The sequence below is a fragment of the Larkinella knui genome (assembly GCF_003858645.1).
Classification (GTDB): domain Bacteria; phylum Bacteroidota; class Bacteroidia; order Cytophagales; family Spirosomataceae; genus Larkinella; species Larkinella knui.
In genome coordinates, this window is record NZ_RQJP01000002.1 from 1,166,473 (window position 1) to 1,192,470 (window position 25,998).

At 50.0% G+C, this 25,998-nt stretch carries 23 protein-coding genes; 13 read left to right on the forward strand and 10 right to left on the reverse strand.

All coding sequences use genetic code 11. The features are described from left to right. Window positions 1-26: 26 nt before the first annotated feature. The gene (gene kdsA / locus EHT87_RS13620; RefSeq protein WP_124907157.1) at window positions 27-836 is read right to left on the reverse strand and encodes a 3-deoxy-8-phosphooctulonate synthase; all 810 of its coding nucleotides are present in this window, start codon (window positions 834-836) and stop codon (window positions 27-29) included. Window positions 837-1,237: 401 nt separating this feature from the next. Here kdsA and EHT87_RS13625 point away from each other — a divergent pair, with 401 nt between their 5' ends. The 4 genes from EHT87_RS13625 (at window position 1,238) to EHT87_RS13640 (ending at window position 5,579) form a co-directional block, all read left to right on the forward strand. Continuing rightward, window positions 1,238-1,474: an acyl carrier protein gene (locus tag EHT87_RS13625; protein ID WP_038121612.1), complete on the forward strand. Its 237-nt coding sequence runs from the start codon at window positions 1,238-1,240 to the stop codon at window positions 1,472-1,474. A gap of 24 nt (window positions 1,475-1,498) precedes the next feature. After that, entirely contained in the window at window positions 1,499-2,752 is a 1,254-nt protein-coding gene (fabF, locus tag EHT87_RS13630; RefSeq protein ID WP_124907158.1) for a beta-ketoacyl-ACP synthase II, read from the forward strand. An 8-nt stretch (window positions 2,753-2,760) separates the two neighbouring features. Beyond that, a complete protein-coding gene (gene rnc, locus EHT87_RS13635; RefSeq protein ID WP_124907159.1) occupies window positions 2,761-3,543 on the forward strand; it encodes a ribonuclease III in 783 nt (260 codons plus the stop codon). A 503-nt stretch (window positions 3,544-4,046) separates the two neighbouring features. Next, window positions 4,047-5,579, forward strand: a complete 1,533-nt coding sequence (locus EHT87_RS13640) for a Do family serine endopeptidase (protein ID WP_124907160.1) — start codon at window positions 4,047-4,049, stop codon at window positions 5,577-5,579. 97 nt (window positions 5,580-5,676) lie between these two features. Here EHT87_RS13640 and gmd read toward each other — a convergent pair whose 3' ends face one another. Together gmd and EHT87_RS13650 are read right to left on the reverse strand one after the other, a co-directional pair. Then, window positions 5,677-6,789 (reverse strand): GDP-mannose 4,6-dehydratase, encoded by a 1,113-nt coding sequence (gene gmd, locus EHT87_RS13645; RefSeq protein WP_124907161.1) that lies wholly within the window; start codon window positions 6,787-6,789, stop codon window positions 5,677-5,679. Between the two features lie 45 nt (window positions 6,790-6,834). Next, the gene (locus EHT87_RS13650) at window positions 6,835-7,419 is read right to left on the reverse strand and encodes an SPOR domain-containing protein (protein ID WP_124907162.1); all 585 of its coding nucleotides are present in this window, start codon (window positions 7,417-7,419) and stop codon (window positions 6,835-6,837) included. 144 nt (window positions 7,420-7,563) lie between these two features. Here EHT87_RS13650 and murB point away from each other — a divergent pair, with 144 nt between their 5' ends. Then, the gene (gene murB, locus EHT87_RS13655; RefSeq protein ID WP_124907163.1) at window positions 7,564-8,589 is read left to right on the forward strand and encodes a UDP-N-acetylmuramate dehydrogenase; all 1,026 of its coding nucleotides are present in this window, start codon (window positions 7,564-7,566) and stop codon (window positions 8,587-8,589) included. A gap of 85 nt (window positions 8,590-8,674) precedes the next feature. Here murB and EHT87_RS13660 read toward each other — a convergent pair whose 3' ends face one another. Both EHT87_RS13660 and EHT87_RS13665 read right to left on the reverse strand, forming a co-directional pair. Beyond that, window positions 8,675-9,589: an ROK family protein gene (locus tag EHT87_RS13660; protein WP_124907164.1), complete on the reverse strand. Its 915-nt coding sequence runs from the start codon at window positions 9,587-9,589 to the stop codon at window positions 8,675-8,677. A 189-nt stretch (window positions 9,590-9,778) separates the two neighbouring features. Beyond that, complete coding sequence (locus tag EHT87_RS13665) at window positions 9,779-10,519, reverse strand: SDR family oxidoreductase (protein WP_124907165.1); 741 nt, start codon at window positions 10,517-10,519, stop codon at window positions 9,779-9,781. Window positions 10,520-10,666: 147 nt separating this feature from the next. Here EHT87_RS13665 and EHT87_RS13670 point away from each other — a divergent pair, with 147 nt between their 5' ends. From EHT87_RS13670 to EHT87_RS13680, 3 genes are all read left to right on the forward strand, one after another. Beyond that, window positions 10,667-11,395, forward strand: coding sequence for an MlaE family ABC transporter permease (locus tag EHT87_RS13670; protein WP_124907166.1), 729 nt, complete (start codon window positions 10,667-10,669; stop codon window positions 11,393-11,395). A 112-nt stretch (window positions 11,396-11,507) separates the two neighbouring features. Further along, window positions 11,508-12,254 (forward strand): ABC transporter ATP-binding protein, encoded by a 747-nt coding sequence (locus EHT87_RS13675; protein WP_124907167.1) that lies wholly within the window; start codon window positions 11,508-11,510, stop codon window positions 12,252-12,254. Window positions 12,255-12,313: 59 nt separating this feature from the next. Continuing rightward, window positions 12,314-14,506 carry a sensor histidine kinase gene (locus tag EHT87_RS13680; protein WP_229321058.1) on the forward strand — a complete coding sequence of 731 codons (2,193 nt, stop codon included), beginning with the start codon at window positions 12,314-12,316 and terminating at the stop codon, window positions 14,504-14,506. 21 nt (window positions 14,507-14,527) lie between these two features. On the opposite strand, the gene EHT87_RS13685 is transcribed toward EHT87_RS13680, so the two are convergent. After that, window positions 14,528-16,081 (reverse strand): polysaccharide biosynthesis C-terminal domain-containing protein, encoded by a 1,554-nt coding sequence (locus tag EHT87_RS13685; protein ID WP_124907168.1) that lies wholly within the window; start codon window positions 16,079-16,081, stop codon window positions 14,528-14,530. Between the two features lie 389 nt (window positions 16,082-16,470). Between EHT87_RS13685 and EHT87_RS13690 the strand changes: the two genes are divergently transcribed. From EHT87_RS13690 to folK, 4 genes are all read left to right on the forward strand, one after another. Next, window positions 16,471-18,459: a CHU_0125 family OmpA-like outer membrane integrity protein gene (locus EHT87_RS13690; RefSeq protein ID WP_185716209.1), complete on the forward strand. Its 1,989-nt coding sequence runs from the start codon at window positions 16,471-16,473 to the stop codon at window positions 18,457-18,459. A 144-nt stretch (window positions 18,460-18,603) separates the two neighbouring features. After that, on the forward strand, window positions 18,604-19,386 hold the full coding sequence (locus EHT87_RS13695) for a TspO-related membrane protein (protein WP_124907169.1): 783 nt from the start codon (window positions 18,604-18,606) through the stop codon (window positions 19,384-19,386). A gap of 221 nt (window positions 19,387-19,607) precedes the next feature. Further along, window positions 19,608-20,654, forward strand: coding sequence for an AAA family ATPase (locus tag EHT87_RS13700; protein WP_185716210.1), 1,047 nt, complete (start codon window positions 19,608-19,610; stop codon window positions 20,652-20,654). A gap of 3 nt (window positions 20,655-20,657) precedes the next feature. Then, entirely contained in the window at window positions 20,658-21,146 is a 489-nt protein-coding gene (gene folK, locus EHT87_RS13705; protein ID WP_124907171.1) for a 2-amino-4-hydroxy-6-hydroxymethyldihydropteridine diphosphokinase, read from the forward strand. A 49-nt stretch (window positions 21,147-21,195) separates the two neighbouring features. Here folK and EHT87_RS13710 read toward each other — a convergent pair whose 3' ends face one another. The 4 genes from EHT87_RS13710 to purH form a co-directional block, all read right to left on the reverse strand. Continuing rightward, window positions 21,196-21,723 carry an SRPBCC family protein gene (locus EHT87_RS13710; RefSeq protein ID WP_124907172.1) on the reverse strand — a complete coding sequence of 176 codons (528 nt, stop codon included), beginning with the start codon at window positions 21,721-21,723 and terminating at the stop codon, window positions 21,196-21,198. A gap of 99 nt (window positions 21,724-21,822) precedes the next feature. Beyond that, window positions 21,823-22,110, reverse strand: a complete 288-nt coding sequence (gene gatC / locus EHT87_RS13715; RefSeq protein ID WP_124907173.1) for an Asp-tRNA(Asn)/Glu-tRNA(Gln) amidotransferase subunit GatC — start codon at window positions 22,108-22,110, stop codon at window positions 21,823-21,825. Further along, window positions 22,107-22,853 (reverse strand): lysophospholipid acyltransferase family protein, encoded by a 747-nt coding sequence (locus tag EHT87_RS13720; protein WP_124907174.1) that lies wholly within the window; start codon window positions 22,851-22,853, stop codon window positions 22,107-22,109. Before EHT87_RS13720 ends, gatC begins: the two co-directional genes overlap by 4 nt. 1 nt (window position 22,854) lies before the next feature. Next, window positions 22,855-24,381: a bifunctional phosphoribosylaminoimidazolecarboxamide formyltransferase/IMP cyclohydrolase gene (gene purH, locus EHT87_RS13725; protein ID WP_124907175.1), complete on the reverse strand. Its 1,527-nt coding sequence runs from the start codon at window positions 24,379-24,381 to the stop codon at window positions 22,855-22,857. 207 nt (window positions 24,382-24,588) lie between these two features. Here purH and EHT87_RS13730 point away from each other — a divergent pair, with 207 nt between their 5' ends. Beyond that, window positions 24,589-25,986 carry a cytochrome P450 gene (locus EHT87_RS13730; RefSeq protein WP_124907176.1) on the forward strand — a complete coding sequence of 466 codons (1,398 nt, stop codon included), beginning with the start codon at window positions 24,589-24,591 and terminating at the stop codon, window positions 25,984-25,986. Window positions 25,987-25,998 lie beyond the last annotated feature (12 nt).

A 25,998-nucleotide genomic window follows, 5' to 3' on the forward strand; every position in this document is an offset into this window, starting at 1 on the left:
GGGCGCTGCGTTTCTACTGATTGACCTTAAAAAATCGCTTTCCGAATTCGCACCAATTTCTCTAACAGCCCTTCCAACTCGTTCAACGGCAGCATGTTAGCACCATCGGATTTGGCTACCGATGGATTGGGATGCGTTTCGATAAACAGGCCGTCGGCGCCCACGGCAATGGCGGCTTTGGCAATGGTTGCAATCAGAGCCGGTTTTCCTCCCGTTACACCCGACGCTTGATTAGGCTGTTGCAGCGAGTGCGTACAATCCATCACCACCGGAACGCCGTGGGCCTGCATCATCGGCAGATTGCGGTAATCGACAATGAGATCGCCATACCCAAAAGAATTGCCCCGATCGGTCAAAAAGATTTCGGCATCAGGATGGACCGATTTCACTTTTTCAACGGCAAAAGCCATCGAGTCGCCCAACATGAACTGTCCTTTTTTGATATTGACGACTTTACCGGTTTGGGCGGCAGCGGTTAGCATATCGGTTTGCCGGCACAGGAACGCCGGAATTTGCAGAACATCCACATACCGAGCCGCCATAGCAGCCTCGTGCGACTCATGGAAGTCGGTCAGGGTTGGAACGCTGAACGTCTCCCCCACTTCTTTCAGAATCTCCAGCGCCAACAGGTCGCCAATACCGGTAAAGGAGTTTAATTTCGTACGGTTTGCTTTGCGATAGGAGCCTTTAAAAATGAATGGAATCCTGAGCCGCCCGGTAATAGCGACTAATTTTTCAGCAATTTCCAGGGCCATTTCGCGGCTTTCAATGGCACAGGGCCCGGCAATCAGGAAAAAATTACCGGAATCAGTATGGCTTAATTTGGGAATCTTCACAGTACAGGTTCATTTTTGGACAAAATTACACAAATACCCCATTTTGAACGGTTTGAATCGGCAGAAATGGTATCTAAATGATTTTTATATCTTTTATCGGGTAATCCATGCGATCCCGTCTGTTTACCTTGAAATTTTAGCCAATTGGAGTTCATTGAACGCAGGATCGTTTTATTCTGCCCGACGTGATCTTCTTAATTTGGCAGCTTATCGAATGATCTGCAATGGATAGGGCGGTTTGGTTGATAAATACAATTTTATTTTGTAATAAGCTGTTAATCTGTCTTTTTACAAAAAAAACCAAGCACTTTTAAACGATTTTCGATAGAAAAAATTATTTGACAATACTGTTTTTAATCTCTTTCTTTGCACAGTTTTTAGAACCCCAAACGCATACAAAAATGTCAGAAATTGCAGACAAAGTAAAAGCAATCATTGTTGAAAAACTGGGTGTTGAGGAATCGGAGGTAACGCCGGAAGCCAGCTTCACCAACGATCTGGGCGCTGATTCGCTCGACACAGTTGAACTGATTATGGAATTTGAAAAAGAGTTTAACATCTCTATTCCCGACGATCAGGCGGAAAATATCGGTACGGTTGGCCAGGCCATCACCTACCTGGAAGAGAATGTGAAATAAGCTTTTCTTTTTGTAGTTCATTCTATGCCTTTTAAACGAGTAGTAATCACCGGCCTGGGCGCTCTTACGCCGATTGGTAACACAGTACAAGAGTTCTGGAACGGCTTATCTGCCGGTGTAAGTGGCGCCGGTCCGATTACTAAATTTAATGCCGAAAAATTTCGGACAAAATTTGCCTGCGAAGTTAAGAATCTGGATATCAGCCAGTTTATCCCTCGTCAGGATGCTCGTAAAATGGACCCCTTCGCCCAATATGCCCTGGTTGTGGCCGACGAAGCGGTGAAGGATGCCGGGCTCGACCTGGCCCAACTCGATTTGAATAAAGCCGGTGTGATCTGGGGTTCAGGAATTGGAGGTCTCAAAACCTTCGAAGATGAAGTCAAAAATTACGCCACCGGCGATGGTACTCCCCGCTACAACCCGTTCTTCATCCCCAAAATGATTGCCGACAGTGCATCGGGTATGCTCTCGATTCGCTACGGGTTCCACGGTGTCAACTACGTGACGGTTTCGGCCTGTGCGTCGGCCACCAACGCCATGATCGACGCCTTCAACTTCATTCGGTTGGGCCGTCTGAACATTGCCATTTCCGGCGGTTCGGAAGCCGCCATAACCGAAGCCGGTGTCGGCGGATTCAATGCCCTCCGTGCCCTGTCTGAACGCAATGACTCGCCGGAAACGGCTTCAAGACCGTTTGATAAAGACCGCGACGGCTTTGTACTGGGTGAGGGTGCGGGCGCACTCATTCTCGAAGAATACGAACATGCCAAAGCCCGGGGTGCCAAAATCTACGCTGAACTGATTGGCGGGGGTATGTCGTCCGATGCCTACCACATTACAGCTCCCCATCCTGAAGGCTTAGGCGCGTTAAATGTGATGAAAGATGCGCTCGACGACGCCCAGATTAGCCCGGAAGCCATTGATTATATCAATGTTCACGGAACCTCGACCCCCCTCGGCGATGTTAGTGAGGCAACGGCCATTGAGAAGGTATTTGGCGACCATGCTTACAACCTGAACATCAGTTCGACCAAGTCCATGACGGGTCACCTGCTGGGTGCAGCCGGCGCAATTGAAGCGATTGCCTGCCTGATGGCGATGAAATATGGCCTCGTTCCACCGACCATTAATCACTTTACCGACGACGAACAATTTAGCCCGAAAATGAACTTTACGTTCAACGAAGCGCAGAAACGTACCATCGACGTCGCCTTGAGTAACACGTTTGGTTTTGGTGGTCATAATTTTTCTGTTATATTTCGTAAACTTGAGTCATAAACAGCCGCGTGCAAGCCGCTTCTACCAACACTGTCTTCGAACCTATTCTCAGTTTCTTCCGGTTACGGCTGGGAAACAGTGAGCGCAAAAAATTCAGGCGCTCCGTCGAACACATCATTGGTGAAGCCCCTTCCAACATCGGTTTGTATCAACTCGCCTTCCGGCACACGTCGGCATCGAAGGAAACCGCCATCAAAGGTTTCAAAGAATCCAACGAACGGCTGGAATACCTGGGCGATGCGGTTTTAGGGATGGTGATTGCCGAGTTTCTTTTTAAAAAATTCCCCTATAAAGACGAAGGCTTCCTGACCGAAATCCGCTCCCGAATCGTCAACCGCGAAACATTGAACATCATTGCGCGTAAAATTGGTCTGGAAAATCTGATCGAATACGACGGCAGCCGCAACCGGGGTATCGTGCCCTCCCGTACGTCCATGTACGGCGACGCCCTGGAAGCCTTGGTGGGCGCTATTTACCTCGACAAAGGCTTTCGGTTTACCCGTGGATTCATTCTCAAGGAGTTGCTGGGCCATTATGACCTCGAAGCGCTGATCAGTAATAACGCCAACTACAAGAGCCGGCTGATCGAATGGGCCCAGCGTGAAGGAAAAAAAGTAGAATTTATTATTATTTCAGAACGCGGAAACAACCACTTCCGGGAGTTCATTTCGCAGGTGACCGTCAACGACGAACCCTTTGCGCAGGGCAGCGGCTACAGCAAGAAAAAAGCCGAACAGTCGGCCGCCGAAAAAGCCTGCGAGCAACTGCAAATGAAGCCGGTTTCCAATTAATTCCCCGCTTGTTGTCCATCCGTTTCCTTACTTTCAGGCTGTTCATTCGTACTGATACGTAGTCCTGAAAACGGCTATTCCAGACCCGAAAAACCGCACTATAAGCTCTGCGTGACAAAATTTCACCTGAAGGCTAAAAGGCCATCGCTGTCATTTTTAAGCCATTAGCCCGGTATTCCTGAAGGAACTGTGTCAAACTGACTTGATATTATTCAAAAAAGGACAAACCTTCCCGCCAAAATGACACAAATTTTGTTAAACAGTAGGTCTGGTATGGATGTTGTCCATACGAGGCTAATTCCGTGATTTCTGATCAAAATCCCGATAAGCGAAACCCGGTATTTTCCCTGGCTTAAAATTCAGTTAATGAATGAAGTGCCCGTTAACATTCGCCTGTTAAAATTTGTTAATTGCGTTAAAAAAGCGAATTTTTGGAAAAGCAGATTTCGTTATCATGGGGAACTGATACGAAAACAGTAAACGACCCATTTTAGAATCAAGTCATGAAAAGCAACTGGAAATCTTTAGCGATCATCGCGCTGCTGTCGAGCTTTGTCACATTGGCCGCTTATAACTTCTTAGGATTTAATAAGCAGGATGTAATTTTTAACGAATCGTCACCAACGCCCAGTGTTACCGGGCGGCTGGCGGCTCTGACGGGGCCTCAAGGGGCTCCGGGCGACTTCACTTATGCTGCCGAAGCCACCACGCCGGCGGTAGTCCACATTAAAACCACCATTACCCGTACGGTCCGTCAACAACAGATTCCGGATATTTTCCGCGACTTTTTCGGTGACGAATTTGGCCGGGGTGGTAACGGAGGTGCTCCGCAACGGCAACGTGGTCAGGCATCGGGTTCGGGCGTAATTATCAGCCAGGACGGCTATATTGTCACGAACAACCACGTGGTACAAGGTGCCGACGAAGTGGAAGTTATTCTGACGGACAAGCGTAGTTTCAAGGCCAAAGTAATTGGTACGGATCCACTGACCGATCTGGCGGTAATTCAGGTAAATGCTAAAAACTTACCATCCATCACGCTGGGCGATTCTGATGCGCTGAAGCTGGGTGAGTGGGTGTTGGCCGTCGGCTATCCGCTTGATCTGGAATCGACGGTAACGGCCGGTATTGTTAGTGCAAAAAGCCGCCGGATTGGTATTCTGGATCAGAATATCGACAAAAACGATTCGAAACCCGATTCTCCGGTTGAAGCCTTCATCCAAACCGATGCGGCCATCAACCCGGGCAACTCCGGTGGTGCGCTGGTGAACCTGCGCGGTGAACTGGTCGGTATCAACTCGGCCATTGCTTCGGCAACGGGATACTACAGCGGTTACGGGTTTGCCGTACCGGTTTCGCTGGTGAAAAAAGTATCCGCTGACCTTGTTAAATACGGCAACGTACAACGCGGTTATCTAGGCATCATGCCGGTTGAGCTGAACAGCCTGAGAGCGCAGGAATTAGGTTCTAAAATCGGACGTGGTATTTACATCAGCGAAGTTGTAGAAGGCGGTGCCTCCGCAGCTGCCGGTTTGAAGAAAGGTGACGTTATCGTGAAAATGGAAGGCCAGAATGTTGATTCGGACGCTCAAATGCGTGAAATCATCGGCCGTCGTCGCCCAGGTGACGTCATTGCGATGACGGTTAACCGGAATGGTGACATGCGTGATTTCCGCGTCGAGTTGCGCAACCGCAACGGTGGCCGCGATATCATCAAGAAAAGTGAAACCATTTCGGCATCGAATTCATCGGCTAGCCTGGGTTCACTGGGTGCCGACTTCGAAGAGTTGACGGCTACCGATGCCAAACGCCTGGGTGTTGATGGCGGTGTTCGGGTGAAACGGATTCGGGAAGGTAAAATGGCCGAAACCGACATCGAAGAAGGCTTCATCATTGTGAAAGCCAATGGCAAGGTGGTCCGTTCGGTCAAAGATCTGCAAACCGCCCTGAACACTACGAAAGAAGGCGAAGGCCTGATGCTGATTGGTATGTATCCGAATAGTTCACGGATGTATTATTACGCCGTACCGGTTTAAATTTAAGTGTGTTTTCGTGTTTATCATAAAAAAGCCGCCTGTTCTGAGAACAGGCGGCTTTTTTAGTGTATGTTTTTCGGGCGATTAGCGGCATCATCTACTCAAAGTAATTCATAACCCGGTGACCGCTTTTCTCCAGCAACTGGTCGCGCTGAAAGAGCTCGATATCGGCGGCAACCATTTCCTTCACCAAAGCCGCCAGGTCATATTTAGGTTTCCAGCCCAGTTTAGTCATGGCTTTGGTGGGGTCGCCCAGGAGCAAATCCACTTCCGTCGGCCGGAAATAACGTTCATCAATGCATACAACTTCCCGGCCTACTTCCAGCTGATAGTCGGGGTTGGTCGATTTGGCAACGACGGCGGTTTCATTTACGCCCTCGCCCCGGAACTCCAGTTCAATGCCCACTTCGGCAAATGCCATCCGGATAAAATCACGGATGTGCGTCGTTTTACCGGTGGCAATCACGAAGTCTTCCGGTGTTTCCTGCTGCAACATCAGCCACATCGCTTCAACATAATCCTTGGCGTGGCCCCAGTCGCGTTGGGCATCCAGGTTACCCATGAATACTTTATCCTGCAATCCGAGGGCAATTCGGGCCACGGCACGCGTAATTTTCCGGGTAACGAACGTCTCCCCGCGCAAGGGTGATTCATGGTTGAATAAAATACCGTTGCAGGCATACATGCCGTACGCTTCCCGGTAATTGACCGTAATCCAGTAACCGTAGAGTTTAGCGACCGCGTAGGGTGAACGGGGATAAAATGGGGTCGTTTCGGACTGGGCATGGCCTTGCACACCACCGTATAATTCGGAAGTCGATGCCTGATAGATGCGGGTTTTATCACTCAAACCCAGCAAACGAACGGCTTCCAGAATCCGCAGGGTGCCGATACCATCGACATGAGCGGTATACTCGGGTTCTTCAAAACTCACCCGAACGTGTGACATCGCACCCAGATTATAGATTTCGTCCGGCTGGATTTCCTGAATAATGCGAATGATATTAGTCGAATCGGAAAGGTCGCCAAAATGGAGTTTAAACCGCACATTTTTTTCGTGCGGATCCTCGTATAAATTATCAATTCGTTGGGTGTTGAAGAGCGAACTCCGGCGTTTGATGCCATGAACCTCATACCCTTTCGACAGAAGTAATTCGGCTAAGTAAGCGCCGTCCTGGCCGGTAATTCCGGTAATAAGTGCTTTTTTCATAAATTATTGATAAAATACAGCTCACAAAAAATAGATCTATTTTACTTATTTAATGGAAAGACTGCGCCGGATTTCAATCCGGTCGGGTAAGAGCGTGGCCGATAAAAATTGTTGCCGCAATTGCACCAAATACCGTTCAGCGTCGAGTCGGCGCATAAAATCGCCGACTTTTAACCGATAGGTCGGTTGGCGATAGGTCGTATACGGGTTCAATTCTGGAAAATTCTGATAGCTAAAACGCTTTGCACGATCCACTTCAGCCCGTTCGTTTCCAACATAAACCTGAATGCGATACCCTTGTGCGTACCGAATCGACCGGTTTTTGACCGAAATGGTATCCAATAAAGCATCGAGCTTCTTATTGATGTGCAAAGGTTCGGCCATTGGCAACACACGGCGGGGTTCCGAAGCGGGACGTGTTGGCGGTGTGGCGGGTGCGGGTTTAGCGGTTGCGGGTGGCGACGTACTGTATTTCGGGCGGGTGGCCGACAAATCGTAACTATACGAATTATAATCCACCGATGAAGTGCCTGAAGCCGTCTTTTTCGATGAGGCACACGAACTTATCCAGCCCGACAGCCCAACCAAAACTACCAAAACAAGCGTGCTATCCGACTGAATTTTATACATGTGCGCTTTGATCCCTTGTGTGCAAATTTAGCAACTATCTGGTTATGCAACAATGCGTACGCTATCTTGTTGACTGATACCGCCGACATACCAACGTTTTCCCTTCTTTTTACTTACTTTGAGGTAGCATTATTACGCTAACCCATGCTAGATATTCAGAGCCACGTATCACTGAAATCCTATAACACGTTCGGAATCGATGCGAAAGCCCGTTATTGGGTCGAAATTGATACCGAAGAACAACTAAGGACGCTTTTTCAAGTATCCGAGTTTTTGGCGGCTCCAAAGCTGATTCTGGGTGGAGGAAGCAACCTGCTGTTTACGCACGATTTCGAAGGGCTGGTCGTTAAAATGTCCATTCAGGGCATAAAAGTGACCCGGGAAGATGCGGCACACGTATACGTGAAAGCCGGTGCGGGCGTCAACTGGCATCAGCTCGTGCTGTTTTGCGTCCAGAACGGGTATGCCGGTATGGAAAATCTGTCGCTGATTCCCGGAACGACCGGCGCAGCGCCCATGCAGAATATTGGTGCTTACGGTGTAGAAATCGAGCAGATTTTCGATCATCTGGAAGCGGTTGATATCCTGACGGGCGAAACCCGGATTTTCAATCATGCCGAATGCCGGTTTGGTTACCGCGAAAGTATTTTCAAGCACGAAGCCAAAGGAAAATACATCATCAGCAGTGTGACGTTTCGTCTGAACAAACAACCGGTTTTTCACACCGCGTACGGGGCCATTCGGGAGACGCTGGAGGCCATGGGCATTTCGGAAGATCAGCTGACGATCAAGGCCATCAGCGACGCCGTGATCCGGATTCGACGGAGCAAACTGCCCAATCCCGCCGAAATTGGCAATGCAGGAAGTTTTTTTAAAAACCCGGAAATCTCGAAAGACGACTTTGCCCGGCTAAAAGCCGATTATCCCACCATGCCGGGCTACCCAACCGGCGACCTGACCATGAAGGTTCCGGCGGGCTGGCTCATCGAGCAATGCGGCTGGAAGGGCAAGCACATCGGAAATGCGGGCGTTCATGCCAAACAGGCGCTCGTGCTGGTCAACCTTGGCGGAGCCACAGGTGCCGAAATCCTCAACGTTGCCTACAAAGTGCAGCAATCCGTGGAAGACAAATTTGGAATTAAGCTGAATCCGGAAGTGAATATTATTTGATGGATTTAATGGCTAGAGGGCTAAAAATGGCTGATTTACGAGAATCATTCGGCCATTTTTAACCCTCTAGCCATTGAATCTATTTTTATTCAAAACACAGTGATGCCGCGCCCAGCAAGCCCGCATCATTGCCGAGGGAAGCGCGTTTGAGCGACAGCCCGTTTTGGTAATAGGGCGTTAGCCAAAAGTCCAGCTGTTTTTGAACGGCGGGTAAAATGTAGTCGTAGGAAGCTGACAAACCGCCACCGATCAGGATCTGCTTGATGTCCAGCACCCGGATGAGCGAAACGAGCCCGTCGCCGAGCATCTCTCCCACTTCCGTCCAGATTTGCAGCGCCAGTTCGTCGCCAACGGCAGCAGCAGCCACCAGGCTGGTTGTGGAAATGCTTCCGTCGGCCGGCAGTTGGGTGGTTCCCTTAAAGTCCTGCCGCATGTCGTTGGCTAAATCCAGAAGTTCTTTTTTGCCAATGTTCCGCTCGAGCACCCGGTTATTGCGCGACGGCAGATGGCCGGGTTCCATGGCATTTCCGTCGCCCCCAACAAAAACTTTTTTGTTGATAATGGCCGCACCGCCCACGCCCGTTCCCAACGTAATGAAAATGTAGTTTTCGTTGATGGTATCATCGGCAAAATAAAATTCACCAAGTGCTGCGGCATTGGCGTCGTTTTCCAGAAAAAACTGGACGTCAGGAAACCGCTTGTTGAGCGTTTCGACCATCGGCACACCGTTTAATTCGGGAATAGCCGTAATTTCGAGGGGGACCGTTCGTTCCCGGTTAATCATACCGGGCAATCCAATTCCTACTTTCTTGATGCCCTTGTGTTCATACAATTGGAGCGCAATGGCGTCGGCAAATCGTTCGACAAAATGCCCTGATTCGCGCCAGCTGGCCGTATCATGGCTGTAGAAGTTGGAAATATTGCCACTTTGTGCGTCAACAATACCCATTTTGACATTCGTACCACCGACGTCGATACCCAAATATTGAACTGATTCCATTACTGGAGTTTTATGTTTAAAATAGTATTTTCTTGCCTGGATGTTTGCCGATGAGGGCGCAAGATACAAAGGAAGAATGTATTGAATAGCGAATAATGAATTGTGAATCTTGAATACACCCTTCCGAAGCTTCACCAGCCCCTTCAACAGGCATTATTCGCGCTTCACTATTGGCTATTTTAAGGCCATTTATTTAATATCTCCCAATTGTGGTCTCAGCAAAATCTCTTCAACAACGGCTCCCGCCGATAAATTATACGCCGACCAGATCACCTCGGCAACGTCGGCGGCTTGCATAAACCGTGCTTCAGGCAAGCCGGAAGCGGCCCAACTGTCCGTATAGGTGGCACCGGGCAACAGCGTGGTAACTTTAACGCCATACGGTTTCATTTCTTCCCGCAGTTCTTTGGCCATTCCCAGCAAAGCAAATTTGGAAATGCAATAGGAACCTCCGTTCGGATAAGCCGTTACGCTGGCCGTAGATCCCATCATAAAAATGTGACCATTCCGGTTTTTCATCATGTCGCCAATGAGCCCGCGGGTGAGGTGATAGATGCTGGCCACATTAAGGTTCATGGTCAGCTCAAACGTTCCTTCAGCTTCGTTATGAATTTGCCCCGGCAGAAAAACACCCACGTTATTGACCAGTGCGTTAACCGGGCGAGCCAGCGACTGAATGAAATCAATAAGCTGGGTAATAGCCTCACGTTGAGCCAGATCGGCCGCGAACGGAAAAATGGTTGGAACAACCGCATCGTCGAATCCTTCCAGAACTTCCGCAACCGACTCTTCGATTTCGTGCTTTAGCTGCCTTAAATCGTCTTCATTGCGGGCGCACACGACCACATCAAAACCGCCTTCCGCAAAACGTTCAACCACGGCCCGGCCAATGCCCTTCGTACCGCCGGTAACTACCAATAATGGGTTCATAGAATCAGCCAATGGTCACTAGTCCCCATCCAATCCTACTAAATACGAAGGATTGTTCGTTAATGACTATCGACTCTTTAATGTTTTTTGGCAAGATACGCACAAAACCGTTCTATCTTTACCGTAGTTTTGTTGTTATTTGTGCTCATGCATCATCTTGGACGTTATTTTATCTTCTTAGGCTCCTTATTCCGGAACCGCGAAAAAATCGGGGTTTACTCCAAACTGGTTCTGGACGAATGCATCCAAATCGGCATCAACTCCGTCTTCATTGTTTCGATTGTCTCGACCTTCATTGGGGCCGTAACCTGCGTCCAAACCGCTTATAACCTGGTCAGCCCGCTCGTTCCATTGTCTATTATTGCCGTAATTGTGCGCGACAGCACGATTCTGGAACTGGCTCCCACCATCACCTGTGTCGTTCTGTCAGGCAAAGTCGGCTCCAACATTGCGGGCGGTTTGGGAACGATGCGCATCACCGAACAAATCGACGCGCTGGAAGTGATGGGCATCAATTCGAGTTCGTATCTCGTACTGCCCAAAGTCCTGGCCTCCATGATTATGTTTCCGATGCTGGTTATTCTGGCGGGTTTTCTGTCGATCTACGGCGGCTACATCGCCGGAACAGCTGCCGACATCATTACGCCCGAGGATTATATCAGTGGCCTGCGCTCCGACTTCAAACCGTTCAGCATCACCTTCGCCCTGATCAAGTCGGTGGTGTTCGCCTTTCTGATTTCGACCATTTCGTCATTTAAAGGCTATTATACATCGGGTGGGGCGCTGGAAGTGGGTCAGGCATCGACAGCGGCCGTAACCAACAGTTGCATCGCCGTTTTGGCTGCGGATTTTTTACTAGCGCAGTTGTTGTTGTGAAAAGAGGCTATTACACAGAGTTGATCAGAGAAAATCAGAGTTACACAGAGGTTTCTTTGATTAACTCTGATTTTCTCTGATCAACTCTGTGTAATAGCTAAATACCAGCATCATGATTGAGATAAAAAACATACAGAAAACGTTTGGTGACCGGACGATATTGGCGGGCGTTTCGGGCAAATTTAAGCCCGGCGACACAAGCTTGATTATTGGTGGCAGCGGTACCGGAAAAAGCGTTCTGTTGAAGTGCATGATTGGCCTCGTCAAACCCGAAGAAGGCCAGGTACTTTACGACGGACGCGATTTTCTGACCGGTGACGATGATACGCAAAAAGCCATCCGGCGCGAAATGGGCGTTTTATTTCAGGGTGGTGCGTTATTCGACTCGAAAACCGTGCTGGAAAATGTGGGTTTTCCGCTCGACATGCTGACCGACCTGGGTACGGCGGAAAAAATTGACCGCGCCAAATTTTGCCTGCAACGCGTAGGACTCGAAGCGGCTGCCAACCGGATGCCGTCGGAAATCAGTGGGGGCATGAAAAAGCGCGTCGGTATTGCCCGGGCCATCGTCATGAACCCGAAATACCTCTTTTGCGACGAACCCAACTCCGGCCTTGATCCGCTGACATCCATCAAAATCGACGAGTTGATCCGGGAAATCACCGACGAATTTCAGATTACGACCGTTGTAATTACCCACGACATGAACTCGATGATGGAAATCGGTGAAAAAATCATGTTTCTCTACCAGGGGAAAAAATTGTGGGAAGGCAGCAGTTCCACCATTACGCAGTCCAATGTGCCCGAATTAAATGAATTCATATACGCGAATAAACTTCTGCGGGATACAAAAGCATGAAACCAATGACGAATGAACACCGGGCAATGACGACAGAACACCGTGTCTATCCAAGGTTCATGGTTCATTGCTACGGGTTTGTTTTATCCATGCTGGCCTCGCTTTCCGTTGGTTTCGCGCAGCAAACCTGGCCGCTGGTTTATGAGATCAAGTCGGACTCTACACTCCTGCGTCTCGACACCGCCCATTTTCAGGTTCTGGAAGACCGCGCGGGTAAGTATACGCTCGAAGACGTACAGCGTAGTTCGGCCTTCCGATTTGATTCCTACTACAACCAAAATCGAAGTTCTCACGTGTACTGGAAGCGGATGCGGATCAAAAATGCGATGCCGCGCAACCTGAATCTGTACCTCTGTGATTTCAATGCCAGTTTCCTGGAAATGTATCACCAGGATTCCACCGGGCGTTGGCAGCACCAGCGCACCGGCGAGCTGATTCCGGAAAGCCAGCTTCCGGACCGAAACGGAAATAAGGAACGAAACCGGCTCTTTTTTCATCTGCGTTCCGGCGAGCAAACCACGCTCTACCAGCGTTCCGAAAATCCATTCTGGCGAATGCCGCTGGTGTATATTTCACCCGAGTTGCAATCAGAGGAAAACCGCATTCAATCCGTTTATCAATCGATCCGGGTTAAAAACGGCTGGGAAGACTTCTTTTTTGATGGAATCATGATCGGGATTCTTCTGCTGGCGGTGTGTTATAACCTCTTTATTTTTATTACGATCCGAGACAAGGTTTATCTTTATTTTAGTATTTGCCTGTTATTCTTCACGTTAGACCGAAACGCGTTCCGTATCCAGCTGGCTTTTTTTGAAGAGCAGCCGTATGAGTTCAAGATGTTGAACGTTTTTTTCTTTATCATTTTTTACATCTTTTTCATCCAGTCGCTCCGGAATTTTATCCAGTCTGCACCGGCTTTGGCCCGATTGAACCGGGCCATTACTTTTTTTCTGGGACTGACGGCACTGGCGAACGTGATTCAGTTTTTTATGTATACGATTCCCGGTTTTCCAATCGATGATCTTCTTCTCCTGATTGAGATATTAATCCGAATCGTGTACGTTCTGTGTAGCATCGGTATTCTGAAAATGATCCGACGCGGATCGCCCGAAGCCCGGTTTGCTTTGCTGGCTACGACTCCTCTTTTCACGTTCTGGCTCGCCACATTGATGACGCAACTGTTGGGCCGGTTCTTTAACGTCAACGTTCCGAATTCCGTCTGGAACTGGGTTGAATATGCAGAACAGTTCTGCTTTGCCTGGCTGATTATTTTCTTTTCCGGAGCCCTTCTCAACCGGTATAATCTGGTTCGCGAGCGGGTGGCCCAACAGGCCATTGAGAAAGAGCAGCTCGAAAAAGAGCGCGAAATTGAACGAAACCGCATCATTGCCAACCAGAACGAGTTGCTGGAGCAGCAGGTGAAAGAGCGTACTGCCGAATTACAAACTTCACTCGAAAATCTGAAAACAACGCAGAATCAACTCATCCAAAAGGAGAAACTGGCTTCGTTGGGCGAATTGACGGCCGGTATTGCGCATGAAATTCAGAATCCGCTGAACTTTGTCAACAATTTCTCGGAAGTGAGCACCGAACTGGTAAACGAGCTTGATGAGGAACAACAGAAACCGGATCGCGACCCCGAATTAGAGAAGGAATTGCTGGGGGATTTAAAGCAGAATCTCCAGAAAATCAGTCACCACGGCGGTCGCGCCAGCCAGATCGTCCGGAATATGCTGGCCCATTCCCGCACAACCGCCGGCGAACGCCAGCCCACCAACCTCAACGCCCTTTGTGATGAATACCTGCGGCTGGCCTACCACGGGCTGCGGGCGAAAGACAATACGTTCAATTGCGAATTAAAAACGGATTTTGATCCGACCATCGGATTGGTGAAACTCGTGCCGCAGGAAATTGGACGCGTATTCCTGAATCTGTTCAATAATGCTTTTTATACCGTTCACGAAAAGCAGAAAGCGGCTTCGGCTTCCTACCAGCCCACGGTCAGAGTGCAGACAAAATCCATCAACAATACGATCGAAATCCGGATTATTGATAACGGATTGGGGATGACTGCGGAAGTGAAGGAGAAACTGTTTCAGCCTTTTTTCACGACGAAACCCACCGGCGAAGGCACCGGTTTGGGCCTTTCGCTGAGTTACGATATCATCACCAAAGGCCACGGTGGCAGGCTAACGGTGGAAAGTGAACTGGGGAAAGGATCGGAGTTTACCATCGTTCTACCCGTTACCTGATTCGCCAAAATCGATGTTTCGCTAGTCGTTCTTCACAATTCGAGGTTCATTCTTCGAAGTCCCCCGGTTTCGCCACTTTGCCAGCAAAGGCGCAAAAGTTTTCCGCTCAATCACCACCATCGCTCCAATGTATAAGCCAAAAAGCAAAAGGTGGTAGGGCACGGCGATCCAGAGGTTGGAAATCTCAATCTGGGAGGTCATATAAATTAATAAGCCGCCACTAAACACGTAGATCAGTGCGGACGAAACGTCATACGGTACAGGATAATGCTTTTCACCAAGCACATAACAGGTGACACACATCACCACGCTTGACGTCAGGAAGGCTACAGCGCACCCCATATAGCCCATAATGGGGATTAGTAACAAGTTCAGAGCCACCGTAACGGCTGCTCCGAGAGCGGTAATAACTGTCCCATAGGCAGTTTTATCACTCAGCTTGAACCAGAAAGAAATGTTATAATAAACGCCTAACACCAAATTGGCGAGCAGCAAAATGGGCACAATGCCCAGCCCCTGCCGATACGTTTTACCAATAAACAAGCCAATCCAATCCAGGTTCAGGCTGATACCGACCCAGATCATGACGCAGATTATAATGAACCATTTATTAACATCAGCCAGCAAACCGGGTGCGTTTTTGTCTTCGGCACGGGAGAAAAAGAACGGATCGGCCGCAAATTTGAACGACTGAATCGCCAGCGCCATAAAAACGGAGAGTTTATAGCAGTTTCCGTAAATGCCGAGGGCATCTTCCGACGTCAGCCCCGGATAAAAACCGTCCGGCAACAGGGGACGCAAAAACCAGCGATCCGTCAGCATATTGACGTTGCCGGCCAATGTGGTCAGCATGAGCGGAAAGGAATACGCCAGCAAAATCCGTACCTGTTGCTTATCGAGTTGAAACCGGAATCCCGTAAACGTTTTGAGCAACAACGGAAAATACACCAGATTAGCGATCAGATTTGCCAGAAAAATGTAACCGGGTCCGATGGTCGGATCGTAGAACAGATCCACGAAGGGTTGCAGAAAAGTCAGATATTCGCCGTTGTAAATCTGCGGGCAAATCACCAGAAAAAAAACATTCAAAAAAATATTGACGACAATACTGATCAGTTTGGCTTTTACAAACTGCCGGGCTTTGTTCTCGACCCGCAGCCGGGCAAACGGAATCGATACGATGGCATCCGTTGCCACAATCATGGCGACCCAGGTAATGAACTTCTGCTGGCCGGGATAATCCAGCCAAACGGCGATCTGAGGTGATAAAACGGCAATCAGAATTGTTGCTATAATGCTGACAGTCAGAACAATACTGAGCGTTTCGTTAAATACCCGCTGTTTATCTTCTTTCTGACGGGTGGCATACCGAAAAAAAGCCGTCTCCATACTTAACGTATAAATCAACAGCAAAACCGGCACATAGGAAAACAGTTCGACATTCGAGGACAGTTCACCGGGACGCGGAAACACCCGGGTGTGTAAAAACACCATCAACCAATACAGCATCCGTCCCAGAATGGTGCTGACCCCATACAGGGCGGTATCGCTCGCCAATTTTTTAAATGCACTCATACGATTTCGTTCCCGCAAAGATAGGCGTTCCGGCCATACTCTTTTGTGTTTTTGTCGTGCCCTTCCGGTTCAGGCTAAAAACGGAATTTCTCGGAAAAAACCGGCTTTTTCCCGGGTTTTCCCGAGAAAAAATGAAGTCGCTCATTATTTTGAAAAATAGCACCATAATTTTTCATAGCGTAAACTATTTGCCAGGCTTCGGCGTTTTCTATTCAATTGCGTCATTCAACAAATTCCTGCTGATCTCCGGCGGGATTTTTCATTTCTGCCGATCCCGTTTTCTGCCCCGATTTTCCGCCAATAATTTCAACTTCTATTCGTTAAAATGTATAGCCAATCGATAAATCGTTAACTTGGCGACAAACACAGCATATCGTTACAGTACTAATATGAAAATCAGTACCTCCTATTCCCTGCTGGTGGCGCTGGGGTTGGCCGTAGGGCTGGCTGGATGCAACTCGGCCATGCAGGTGTATAAAAAAGGCGTTCGACAATTCGAACAAGGGGAATACAACCTGGCTATTGATAATTTACAGAAAGCCGCCAATGGCAAAGGAGTTAGCGATGTCGCCCGGCTCAACTACCTGCTGGCCGAATCCTACCGTTTGTCGAACCGCTTCCCGCAGGCGGCCCCTTTTTACCAGAAAGCCATCGAGGCTGGCATCGCGGAACCTAACGCCAAAATGTATTACGCTTACGCGCTCAAGGCGCAGGGCCGTTATCCCGAAGCATTAACCCAACTCGATCAATACGTTGCCACCAAACCGTCCAGCAAAGTCAACCTGGAAAAAGCCCGGCGCGAAGCGGAAACCCTGCGGGCTATCGACCTGATCAGTCAGAAGAAAATCGCTTTTCAGCCCAAAAACATCGGGGCATTGAATTCGCCGGGTTCCGAATACGGCCCGGTAGTGCGCGGAGATGAACTGATTTTTACGTCGTCGCGGAAGGAGAAAGTCTATAAGAACAACGGTCTGCCAATGACCGGTATTTATAAAATCAAACTGGCCCAGAAACCCGACGAAACCGGAAACAATCCCCAGCAGTTCAGCGCCAACATCTTTAAGGACGACGCCAACGAGGGCACACCCGCGTTTTCGAAAGACGGAAAAATCATGATTTTTGCGCGGGGCAATAACGGAAAACGCAAAGGCGGTCTGGACGTTGACCTGTATATCAGCCGGTTAACAGACAACACGTGGAGCGATCCCTTGCGGCTTCCCATCAGCGACTCGACGGCCTGGGACGGTAGCCCGGCCTTTTCGGCGGATGGCAAAACCCTGTATTTTGCGTCGAACCGGGCCGGAACCGTAGGCGGTATTGACCTGTACCGTACCAATATGGACGCGTCGGGGCGCTTCAGCCGCCCGGTCAATATGGGCCGTGACATCAATACGCCGGGTGACGAAATGTTCCCGTATGTTGCCGAAGACGGCAAACTGTATTTTGCTTCTGACGGGCATCCGGGTTTGGGCAAACTCGATATTTTTGTCGCTACGCGCTCACAAGGCATCATTTCAGTTGAAAATCTGGGCGTTCCGGTCAATTCCCCGGCGGATGATTTTGGCTTGTTCCTGGTCGAAAAAGACAAAGGCTATTTTGCGTCGAACCGCGAAGGCGGGAAAGGCGACGATGATATTTATTATTTCGACGACTCCGAATCGACAACGGAAAAACCGCCACTAGCCTCCAATACGCCGTCCGAAGCTCCAAAACGAGTCCGGTATTTTATTGCAGGTACGGTTTCGGAAAATGCGTCGCCACAGGCGCCGTTGGACTCGGCAAAAGTGCGCATTATCGAGGATGGCGTCGAAACGCCAATTGCGGAAGCGTTGACGAGCAATCCGGGCACATTCGGAAAATACCCGTTGAAAGAAGGCAAAGACTACACCATCTTGGTCGAACGGCCCGGTTATCTGACCAAACGGGAACAGTTTACGATGCAGGGCCGGAGCATTCCGCCAATCTTCCTGAAAAAAGCCGAAACCGACACTACCTTCGAAGTGCCGATTCTGCTCGACAAAGTGTCGCTGGGCAAGACGTTTGTGCTGGAAAATATTTATTACGATCTGGATAAATACGCCATCCGCCCCGACGCGGCCGAAGAACTGGATAAGTTGGTCACTATTTTAAAAGACAACCCGACGCTCAAAATTGAGTTGAGTTCCCACACAGACGTTCGGGCTGCCGACGCCTACAACATCCGTCTGTCGCAAAACCGGGCCAAAGCCGCCGTCGATTACATCGTTTCGAAAGGCATCGAAGCCGACCGCCTGATTGCCAAAGGCTACGGCGAAACGCAACTGATTGTTAAAAACGCCAAAACGGAGGACGAACACCAGCGCAACCGCCGAACGGAGTTCAAAATTCTAAGTTTTTAAGAATCAGCGGTTTCAAACAACGGGATAAATTTTAAGTTTACGGTTTACGGTTTTTGGTTTACGGTTTACGGTGGCTGACGCATTCATTCTTAGCTTGCGTCAGCCACCGTAAACCAAAAACCGTAAACCGTAAACTTTTTTAATATGAAAAACGATAAACTCCGGCAATTCCTCGTTGTCTTTGTCATCCTGTCAACCATCATCATGAATTACCTGTCGAACGCTTTGCCGTTCGGCGGACAGACCAACGGCCAGGTATCGAATAAGTATTTTACTGCGTTTACCCCGGCCGGTTTTGCCTTTTCAATTTGGGGCGTTATCTATTTGGGGTTGCTTGGCTTTGCCATTTACCAGGCGCTGCCATCGCAGCGAACCAATCCGCGCTTTCGTGCCACGGGCTTACTGGTTATGCTGAATGGTGTTTTCAATAGTTTATGGCTGCCCATTTTTCAGAACGAGTGGCTTTTTGTTTCCGTCCTGTTCATTGCCGGTATTTTATACACTCTTTACGGCATCAACGTCGGCCTGCGTCTAAAGGCACCGGAAGTGCCCGCAGTTGAAAAATGGCTCGCCCGGGTTCCCTATGGCCTTTATTTCGGTTGGGTAACGGTTGCCACCATTGCCAATGTCTGTGTCTGGCTTAAATCGACAAACTGGAATGGCTGGGGCATCAGCGGTCCGGTATGGGCTCAGATATTGATCGTTGTCGGCCTGGCTATCGGCTTATTCGTCTTTAACCGGATGCGGATTTTTTCGTATTTACTGGTTTTTGTCTGGGCGTTTTCGGCCATTGCCGTCGGGCAACAGGGAAACGGTTCGGTATCGCTGGTGGCTGCTGCGGGCGCTAGTATTGCCGCCATCGTGTGGCTTTTCAGTTATTTTCAACGCCCCAAGTCGCCATCCCATCCGGCCCCTTCGTTTAGGTGATTCGGCCGGACGGGATTCCCGTTGTCGCTCGCGTGTCGCGAGTGAGAAATAGAAAAAGGGCTTCCAGCCCGAAGCCGGCTTTTGGCGTAACATTTAGACCAGGACGAGACGGGCCGGAGGCCCTGATGATACGAGTCACTCGCGACACGCGAGCGATAACCGGGAATCCGATTTATTCAGGTTTTTTTGCACGTTTGCAGTCATTCAACGAATTTTACAGAATGTCATGGAAACTAACTGCCGACCAGTATAAATTTTCGCCAGACGACGACGATTTTCCCAATGTGTATTATTTCGTTCAGCAGTTTGGTACCTTTCCGAATCAACTCATCTGCCGCCATCAATTTGAAATAACCTTACCCGACTTTCTGACGCAACAGCGATTTGTCAAGGTGCATGAACGGACGGATTTGTTTACCAGGCAGGAAGAACATTCGTTTTGGGCCCATCCCGAAGGTGTTTTGCTGCGGCTGCATTATTTGCCCGCCATGAAAGCCTATTCGATGCTGGGCAGTTACAGCAGCCGCGAAGTTCTCGACCGGGTTTTAACCGGTCTGGATGCCTACAAGATTCCGGATCCGGACAATTCGCTCGGCAAGGTGGGGTTGATTACGCAGCAGTATAACGAACTGATTGTGGAGGAAACCCAGTTGAAACTCCTGCCGCTCGATCTGGAAAAGCACTACAATGACGACTTGCAGCCGGTTTACGACAAATTGATTCAGCGACTGAATACCAACGGCGAAAAAGGGTTGATCATTCTGCACGGAAAACCGGGAACGGGTAAAACCAACCTCATCCGCCACCTGACGACGCAGCTCACCAAGCAGGTACTGGTGTTGCCGCCCCAACTGGTCGAAGTGATGACGCAGCCGGGTTTCATACCGTTTTTGCTCGAACAACGCAACTCGATTCTGGTCATCGAAGAAGCGGAACAGGTGCTGATGGACCGGGAAAACGATGTTCGGAATGCCGCCGTCTCCAACCTGCTGAACCTGACCGATGGCTTGCTGGCCGACTGCCTGGCGATTCAGATCATCTGTACGTTCAACACCGACATCAAGCGGCTCGATCCGGCGCTGTTGCGGAAAGGGCGACTCATTGCCCGCTACGAATTTGGGGAACTGGCCGTCGACAAAGCCAACCGGTTGCTGGAAGAACGCGCCCTCGAATTCCGCACGAAGCAGCCCATGACCCTGGCCGATATCTACCATCTGGAAGAAGAAGTTCACTTTGCCAAAAAAACGAACCGGGCGATTGGCTTTTAACCCATGACCACCTACACGGTTTTTCTGCTGCTGGGAGCCAACCTGGGCGACCGGGCAGCCACGTTAGAACGGGCCACTGAAAATATTCAGACCGACCTGGGTCCGGTTTTAAAGCAATCGGCGCTCTACGAAACCGCGGCCTGGGGCGTCACCGATCAACCGGCTTTTTTGAACCAGGTGCTGAAAGTGCTGAGCGTTTTTCCGGCGGAAGAAATTCTGGAAAAAACCCAGGCCATCGAAAACCGCCTGGGGCGGGTTCGGCGCGAGAAATGGGGCAGCCGCGTCATCGACATCGATCTGCTGTACGTTGATGACCTGATCCTGAAAAATGAAACGCTGACAATACCGCACCCTTTTCTCCACGAAAGACGGTTTACGCTGGTTCCGCTGGCCGAAATTGAACCGGAGTTTGTCCACCCGGTTTTTCAAAAAACCAACCGCCAATTGCTGGCGGAATGTATGGATGAAGGTGAGGTAGAAAAATGGGGTTAATCCACCGGACAGCCTGATGAATTACCCCATGCTGCCCGCCGGTTTTGGGCTACTTTTCAGTCAGGGTTTTCAACTTTATCAATCCCTTTGCAAACTCCTTACCGAGCATTCCATCCATAAAAGGGGCCATGACATTCATCGGATAGACTTGTTCCCCTTCCATTTTCCAGGTCACTTTCGTGGCTTTTCCTTCATCAGCCAATATAAAATAAACCTGGCCGACGGAAGCAAACGGTTCCTGAAACCGGACTTCGTTGTGCACCATTTCGTTGGGTGTAATGGCCTTAATCTCCTGTTCACCCTTCCCAATATCGTCATTTCCCGCCCAGGTATAGGTCGAACCGACGGCTCCATCGGCACCGGTATACGTTACTTTCACCTGGGGGTCGTAGTCGATCCAGGGCGACCATTTCTCCTGATTACGGAGCGTACTGACCATGGTAAAGACTTCGCTGCGGGGCTTGTCGATGACGACGGAGCGTGCAACCGTGTAGGCTTTTGGTATAACCAGCCCCAGGCCTAACACAATCAGTATCAGTGCAATCAGCCCGATACCGATAATTTTCAGGATTTTCATAGTTGCAGAAGAGGAAGGTAAGTTTCGTTGCCTAATGTAAGAAATTAGACTACAGGAAAACCCATAATACCGCCAAATTCTCTGCAAAAATTTCCAGCTTTACTCGATCACTTTGGGAACCTGAAAATACGAATCGGTCTTGTCCGGCGCATTTTCCAGTGCCTGATCGCGCGGAAGCTGATGACCGACCACATCTTCACGCAACACGTTCAATTCGGTCGAAATGTGCGTCAGCGGCTCAACGCCGGTCGTATCGATTTCGTTGAGTTGCTCCATCCACGTCAGCACCTCGTTCAAACTCTCAATCAGGGGTTGCTCCTCTTCGGGCCGCACGTCGAGCCGGGCCAGGTGCGCGATTTTATGCAGGGTTTCGTGATCGACTTTCATAGGTCATTTTTAATTAGAGAAACCCGAACCGGCTGGTTCATCAACGATTCGTCAATAATCCGGTACGTTTCTTCCTTCAATCGTTCAATGTCGGTTTGGGTCAGGCCTTTCGTTTCGATGGGCGGATGGACCACCGCACGGATGGGATGCCAGTACATGCGGAGCTTTTTCTTTTCCGGAAAAATTTCGTGATTATTCAGCAGGGAAATCGGCACAATCGGCACCTGCTGCTGAATGGCCATCGTAAATGCACCATCTTTGAAGGGATGGTGCATTTTAGGCGGTTCTTTGGCTTTAATTCCCCCTTCCGGAAAAATCATGATACTCCGCCCGCTTTTCAACGTCCGGATGCCCTTCGAGAGTGAATAGGCCCGGCTGTTGGCCTGGCTCCGATCCACCTGGATGTGCAGTTTGGCGAACATATACCCGAATAACGGCACGCGTTTCACCTCACTTTTCCCGATGAAGGCATAGAAATTCCGGATAATAACGCCCATGACGGCAATGTCCAGGTACGAGAAGTGGTTGGCGCAAAACACGTACGTCTGCTTCGGATCGGGCTTATAGCGATAGTCGACCCGGATCGGCATGCCGATGATCCAGAAAAATAACCGCCCCCAAACGTAGTTGACTTTGTGAGCATACGGTTTCCACTCTTCCCGTTGCAGGAAAATGAACATGAACGGAAACAGCAAAATGAACAGGGTCAGAAACCAGAACCCGCACCAGATTGTGTATAGCATATTAATGTTTGAAATGCCGGACGCCCGTGGTCACCATAGCCATGCCCCGCTGGTTGCAGGCATCGATACTGTCTTTATCGCGGATCGAACCGCCGGGTTGCACCACCGCCGAAATTCCGGCGTCACCGGCGATTTCAACGCAGTCGGAGAACGGAAAAAATGCATCGGATGCCATTACCGCCCCTTTCAGCTCAAACCCGAACGTCCGGGCTTTTTCAATGGCTTGCCGGAGCGCATCGACGCGGCTGGTCTGGCCGACACCGCTCGCCAGCAGTTGTCCGTCGTTGGCCAGCACAATTGTGTTCGATTTGGTGTGCTTGCAGATCTTCAAAGCAAATTCCAGCGCCCGTTGTTGTTCTTCAGTGGGTGCCTTTTCCGTCACCGTTTTAAACTGACTGGCAGTTTCGGTCTGCCTGTCTTTGTCCTGTTCCAGAACGCCGTTCAGCAGCGTCTTGAACATTTTCGGACTGAATTCCACCGGTTTGCGTTTCAGCAGGATGCGGTTTTTCTTCGATCCAAGTACTTTCAGCGCATCTTCATCAAAATCCGGCGCAATCAGGATTTCCATGAACAATTTATTCAGTTCCTCCGCCGTTTCCAGATCCACTTTGGCGTTGGTAATAATCACCCCGCCAAAAGCCGAAACCGGGTCGCAGGCCAGCGCGTTCAAATACGCTTCCTTCGCCGTCGGGGCCGTCGCCACTCCGCAGGCGTTGGTGTGTTTGATGATGGCGAACGTCGTATCCGTAAACTCATCGATCAGGCTGACGCAGGCATCCACATCGACCAGGTTATTATACGATAATTCCTTGCCGTTCAGCTGATCGAACATGGCGTTCAGATCACCGTAGAAAGTCGCCTGCTGGTGCGGATTTTCGCCATACCGGAGCGACTGCGCCGGAAGTTGCCGGAAATCATCGCCAGTGGCTCCATCGGCGGCAGAACCCGCAAAGTAGTTGTGAATCGCCGTGTCGTACGAGGACGTCATGGCGAAGGCTTCTTTGGCAAACCGGCGACGGTCTTCCAGATCCGTAGCGCCTTCTTTCTCCGTCAGCAGATTGACGACATCGCCGTATTGGCTGCGGGACGAAACGATTACGACGTCTTCATAATTTTTGGCCGCGGCCCGAATCAGCGAAATACCGCCGATGTCGATTTTCTCGATGATGTCTTCGTCCGACGCGCCCGATGCAACGGTTTCCTCGAATGGGTAGAGATCAACGACCACCAGATCGATTGGGTTGATGTCGTGGCGGCTGGCCTGGGCAACATCCTCGGCCAGATTCCGGCGATAAAGAATACCGCCAAAAACCACCGGATGCAGGGTTTTGACGCGACCACCAAAGATGGAAGGATACCCGGTGATGTCTTCCACGGCGGTGACCGGAATGCCCAGTTGTTCGATGAATGTCTGGGTACCACCCGTTGAATACAGCAGAACACCGTTTTGGTGCAGCAGCCGGACCAGCGGCTCCAGCCCGTCTTTGTAATAAACTGAAATAAGCGCAGATTGAATCGTCTTCGACATAAAAGAGAACTGTTTCTCTGATTGCCTCTGATTTTCTTTGATCAACTCTGTGAAACAGTTACCGAAGTTATTCCACAGAGTTGATCAAAGAAAATCAGAGGTAATCAGAGTGTTAAATGTCCGCAAAGATAACCGAAAGGTTCGGAACGGAGACTTTCGATTGGAAAGGAGTTTGTAACTTTATACAATTCTTTAGAAAAATCAGGTATGGTTACCGATGAAAAAGCTACCAAACCCATTCCGAAACGGAATTCCCTTCCGTTTCTGGGAAGTACGCTCGATTTCGCCCGCGATCCGCTGGCATTTTTGACGCGTTTGCAGCAGCAACACGACCGGCTTGTTCAGTTCAATGCCGTCGGTCGGCTCATTACGCTCACGCTGACGCCCGAAGATGCCAAGTATGTTTTGCAGGAAAATAATAAAAATTACGTCAAAAGTGCGGCTTACGACGTGCTGAAGATGTTTCTGGGCAACGGTTTGCTCAATAGTGAAGGCGATTTCTGGCGACGGCAACGGCGGCTGGCTCAACCGGCTTTTCATAAACAGCGACTGGCTTTGCTGGTGGACGGCATGAACCGGGAAACCGCCGAATTGATCGACCGGTGGAAAAACCGGAATCCGGCCGAACCGCTGCTGGTTTCGGAAGAAATGATGCAACTGGCGCTGGCCGTCGTGACCCGTTCGCTGTTCAGTTCGGACGTAAAAAACCACTTCGAAAACGTTTCGGAATCCATTACCACCATCATTCAAACCGCGTATAAAGAGATTTTCAATTTCTTTCCCTTTACCCGAAACTGGCCCACGCCCCGCACGATCCGATACCGCCGGGCGGTCCGGAAAACGGAAGCGATTATCTACGAAATCATCGAACAGCGTCGGCGCGAGCCACCCGAAACCCGGCACGACGACCTGCTGGGCATGCTCATGGAAACCCGCGACGAGGACACCGGTGAGCAGATGACCAACCAGCAGTTGCGCGACGAAGTGACGACCATTTTCATGGCGGGCCACGAAACGACCGCCAATGCCCTGTCGTGGGCGTTTTATCTGCTGGCGAAGCATCCGGAAATAACGGAGAACGTCCGGGAAGAAATAAACCGGGTTTTGGGGCCGACGAATCTGCCGACCATCGCAACCCTGCGCGAGTTGACTTACACCACGCAGGTGATTCAGGAAACCCTGCGTTTGTATCCACCCGCGTGGATTATCGGCCGCCAGCCGCTGCATTCCGACCAGTTTGGCGACTACCGGGTTGAGGTTCCGGGGGCCGACGGTCTGTTGATTTGCCCGTATCTGCTCCACCGGGATCCGCGGTATTGGGAAAAACCGGCAGCATTCCATCCGGAACATTTTAGCCCTGAGCAGGTTAAACTCCGGCCCACTTACGCCTATTTGCCGTTTGGCGGTGGACCAAGACTCTGCATCGGGAATAATTTTGCGATGATGGAAATGCAGATCGTGCTGACGTTACTGATTCGTGAATTTGATTTTCGGACGATTGACCAAAAAATAATTGAGCCGGAACCGGGCATCACGCTGCGCCCCAAAGGCGGTTTACGGTTGCAGGTTCAGGTCCGTCCGAAGGCGGAATGGGCTGCGTCGTGAGATCGAATTGTA

Coding starts and splice junctions, on each gene's coding strand:
- EHT87_RS13730 (WP_124907176.1), top strand. CDS start 24,589: ATGGTTACCGATGAAAAAGCTACCAAACCCATTCCGAAACGGAATTCC.
- EHT87_RS13695 (WP_124907169.1), top strand. CDS start 18,604: ATGAAAAACGATAAACTCCGGCAATTCCTCGTTGTCTTTGTCATCCTG.
- fabF (WP_124907158.1), top strand. CDS start 1,499: ATGCCTTTTAAACGAGTAGTAATCACCGGCCTGGGCGCTCTTACGCCG.
- EHT87_RS13665 (WP_124907165.1), bottom strand. CDS start 10,519: ATGAACCCATTATTGGTAGTTACCGGCGGTACGAAGGGCATTGGCCGG.
- EHT87_RS13720 (WP_124907174.1), bottom strand. CDS start 22,853: ATGCTATACACAATCTGGTGCGGGTTCTGGTTTCTGACCCTGTTCATT.
- EHT87_RS13700 (WP_185716210.1), top strand. CDS start 19,608: ATGTCATGGAAACTAACTGCCGACCAGTATAAATTTTCGCCAGACGAC.
- EHT87_RS13670 (WP_124907166.1), top strand. CDS start 10,667: ATGCATCATCTTGGACGTTATTTTATCTTCTTAGGCTCCTTATTCCGG.
- EHT87_RS13625 (WP_038121612.1), top strand. CDS start 1,238: ATGTCAGAAATTGCAGACAAAGTAAAAGCAATCATTGTTGAAAAACTG.
- murB (WP_124907163.1), top strand. CDS start 7,564: ATGCTAGATATTCAGAGCCACGTATCACTGAAATCCTATAACACGTTC.
- purH (WP_124907175.1), bottom strand. CDS start 24,381: ATGTCGAAGACGATTCAATCTGCGCTTATTTCAGTTTATTACAAAGAC.
- EHT87_RS13650 (WP_124907162.1), bottom strand. CDS start 7,419: ATGTATAAAATTCAGTCGGATAGCACGCTTGTTTTGGTAGTTTTGGTT.
- EHT87_RS13680 (WP_229321058.1), top strand. CDS start 12,314: ATGGTTCATTGCTACGGGTTTGTTTTATCCATGCTGGCCTCGCTTTCC.
- EHT87_RS13710 (WP_124907172.1), bottom strand. CDS start 21,723: ATGAAAATCCTGAAAATTATCGGTATCGGGCTGATTGCACTGATACTG.
- EHT87_RS13660 (WP_124907164.1), bottom strand. CDS start 9,589: ATGGAATCAGTTCAATATTTGGGTATCGACGTCGGTGGTACGAATGTC.
- EHT87_RS13690 (WP_185716209.1), top strand. CDS start 16,471: ATGAAAATCAGTACCTCCTATTCCCTGCTGGTGGCGCTGGGGTTGGCC.
- EHT87_RS13685 (WP_124907168.1), bottom strand. CDS start 16,081: ATGAGTGCATTTAAAAAATTGGCGAGCGATACCGCCCTGTATGGGGTC.
- folK (WP_124907171.1), top strand. CDS start 20,658: ATGACCACCTACACGGTTTTTCTGCTGCTGGGAGCCAACCTGGGCGAC.
- EHT87_RS13640 (WP_124907160.1), top strand. CDS start 4,047: ATGAAAAGCAACTGGAAATCTTTAGCGATCATCGCGCTGCTGTCGAGC.
- EHT87_RS13675 (WP_124907167.1), top strand. CDS start 11,508: ATGATTGAGATAAAAAACATACAGAAAACGTTTGGTGACCGGACGATA.
- gmd (WP_124907161.1), bottom strand. CDS start 6,789: ATGAAAAAAGCACTTATTACCGGAATTACCGGCCAGGACGGCGCTTAC.
- gatC (WP_124907173.1), bottom strand. CDS start 22,110: ATGAAAGTCGATCACGAAACCCTGCATAAAATCGCGCACCTGGCCCGG.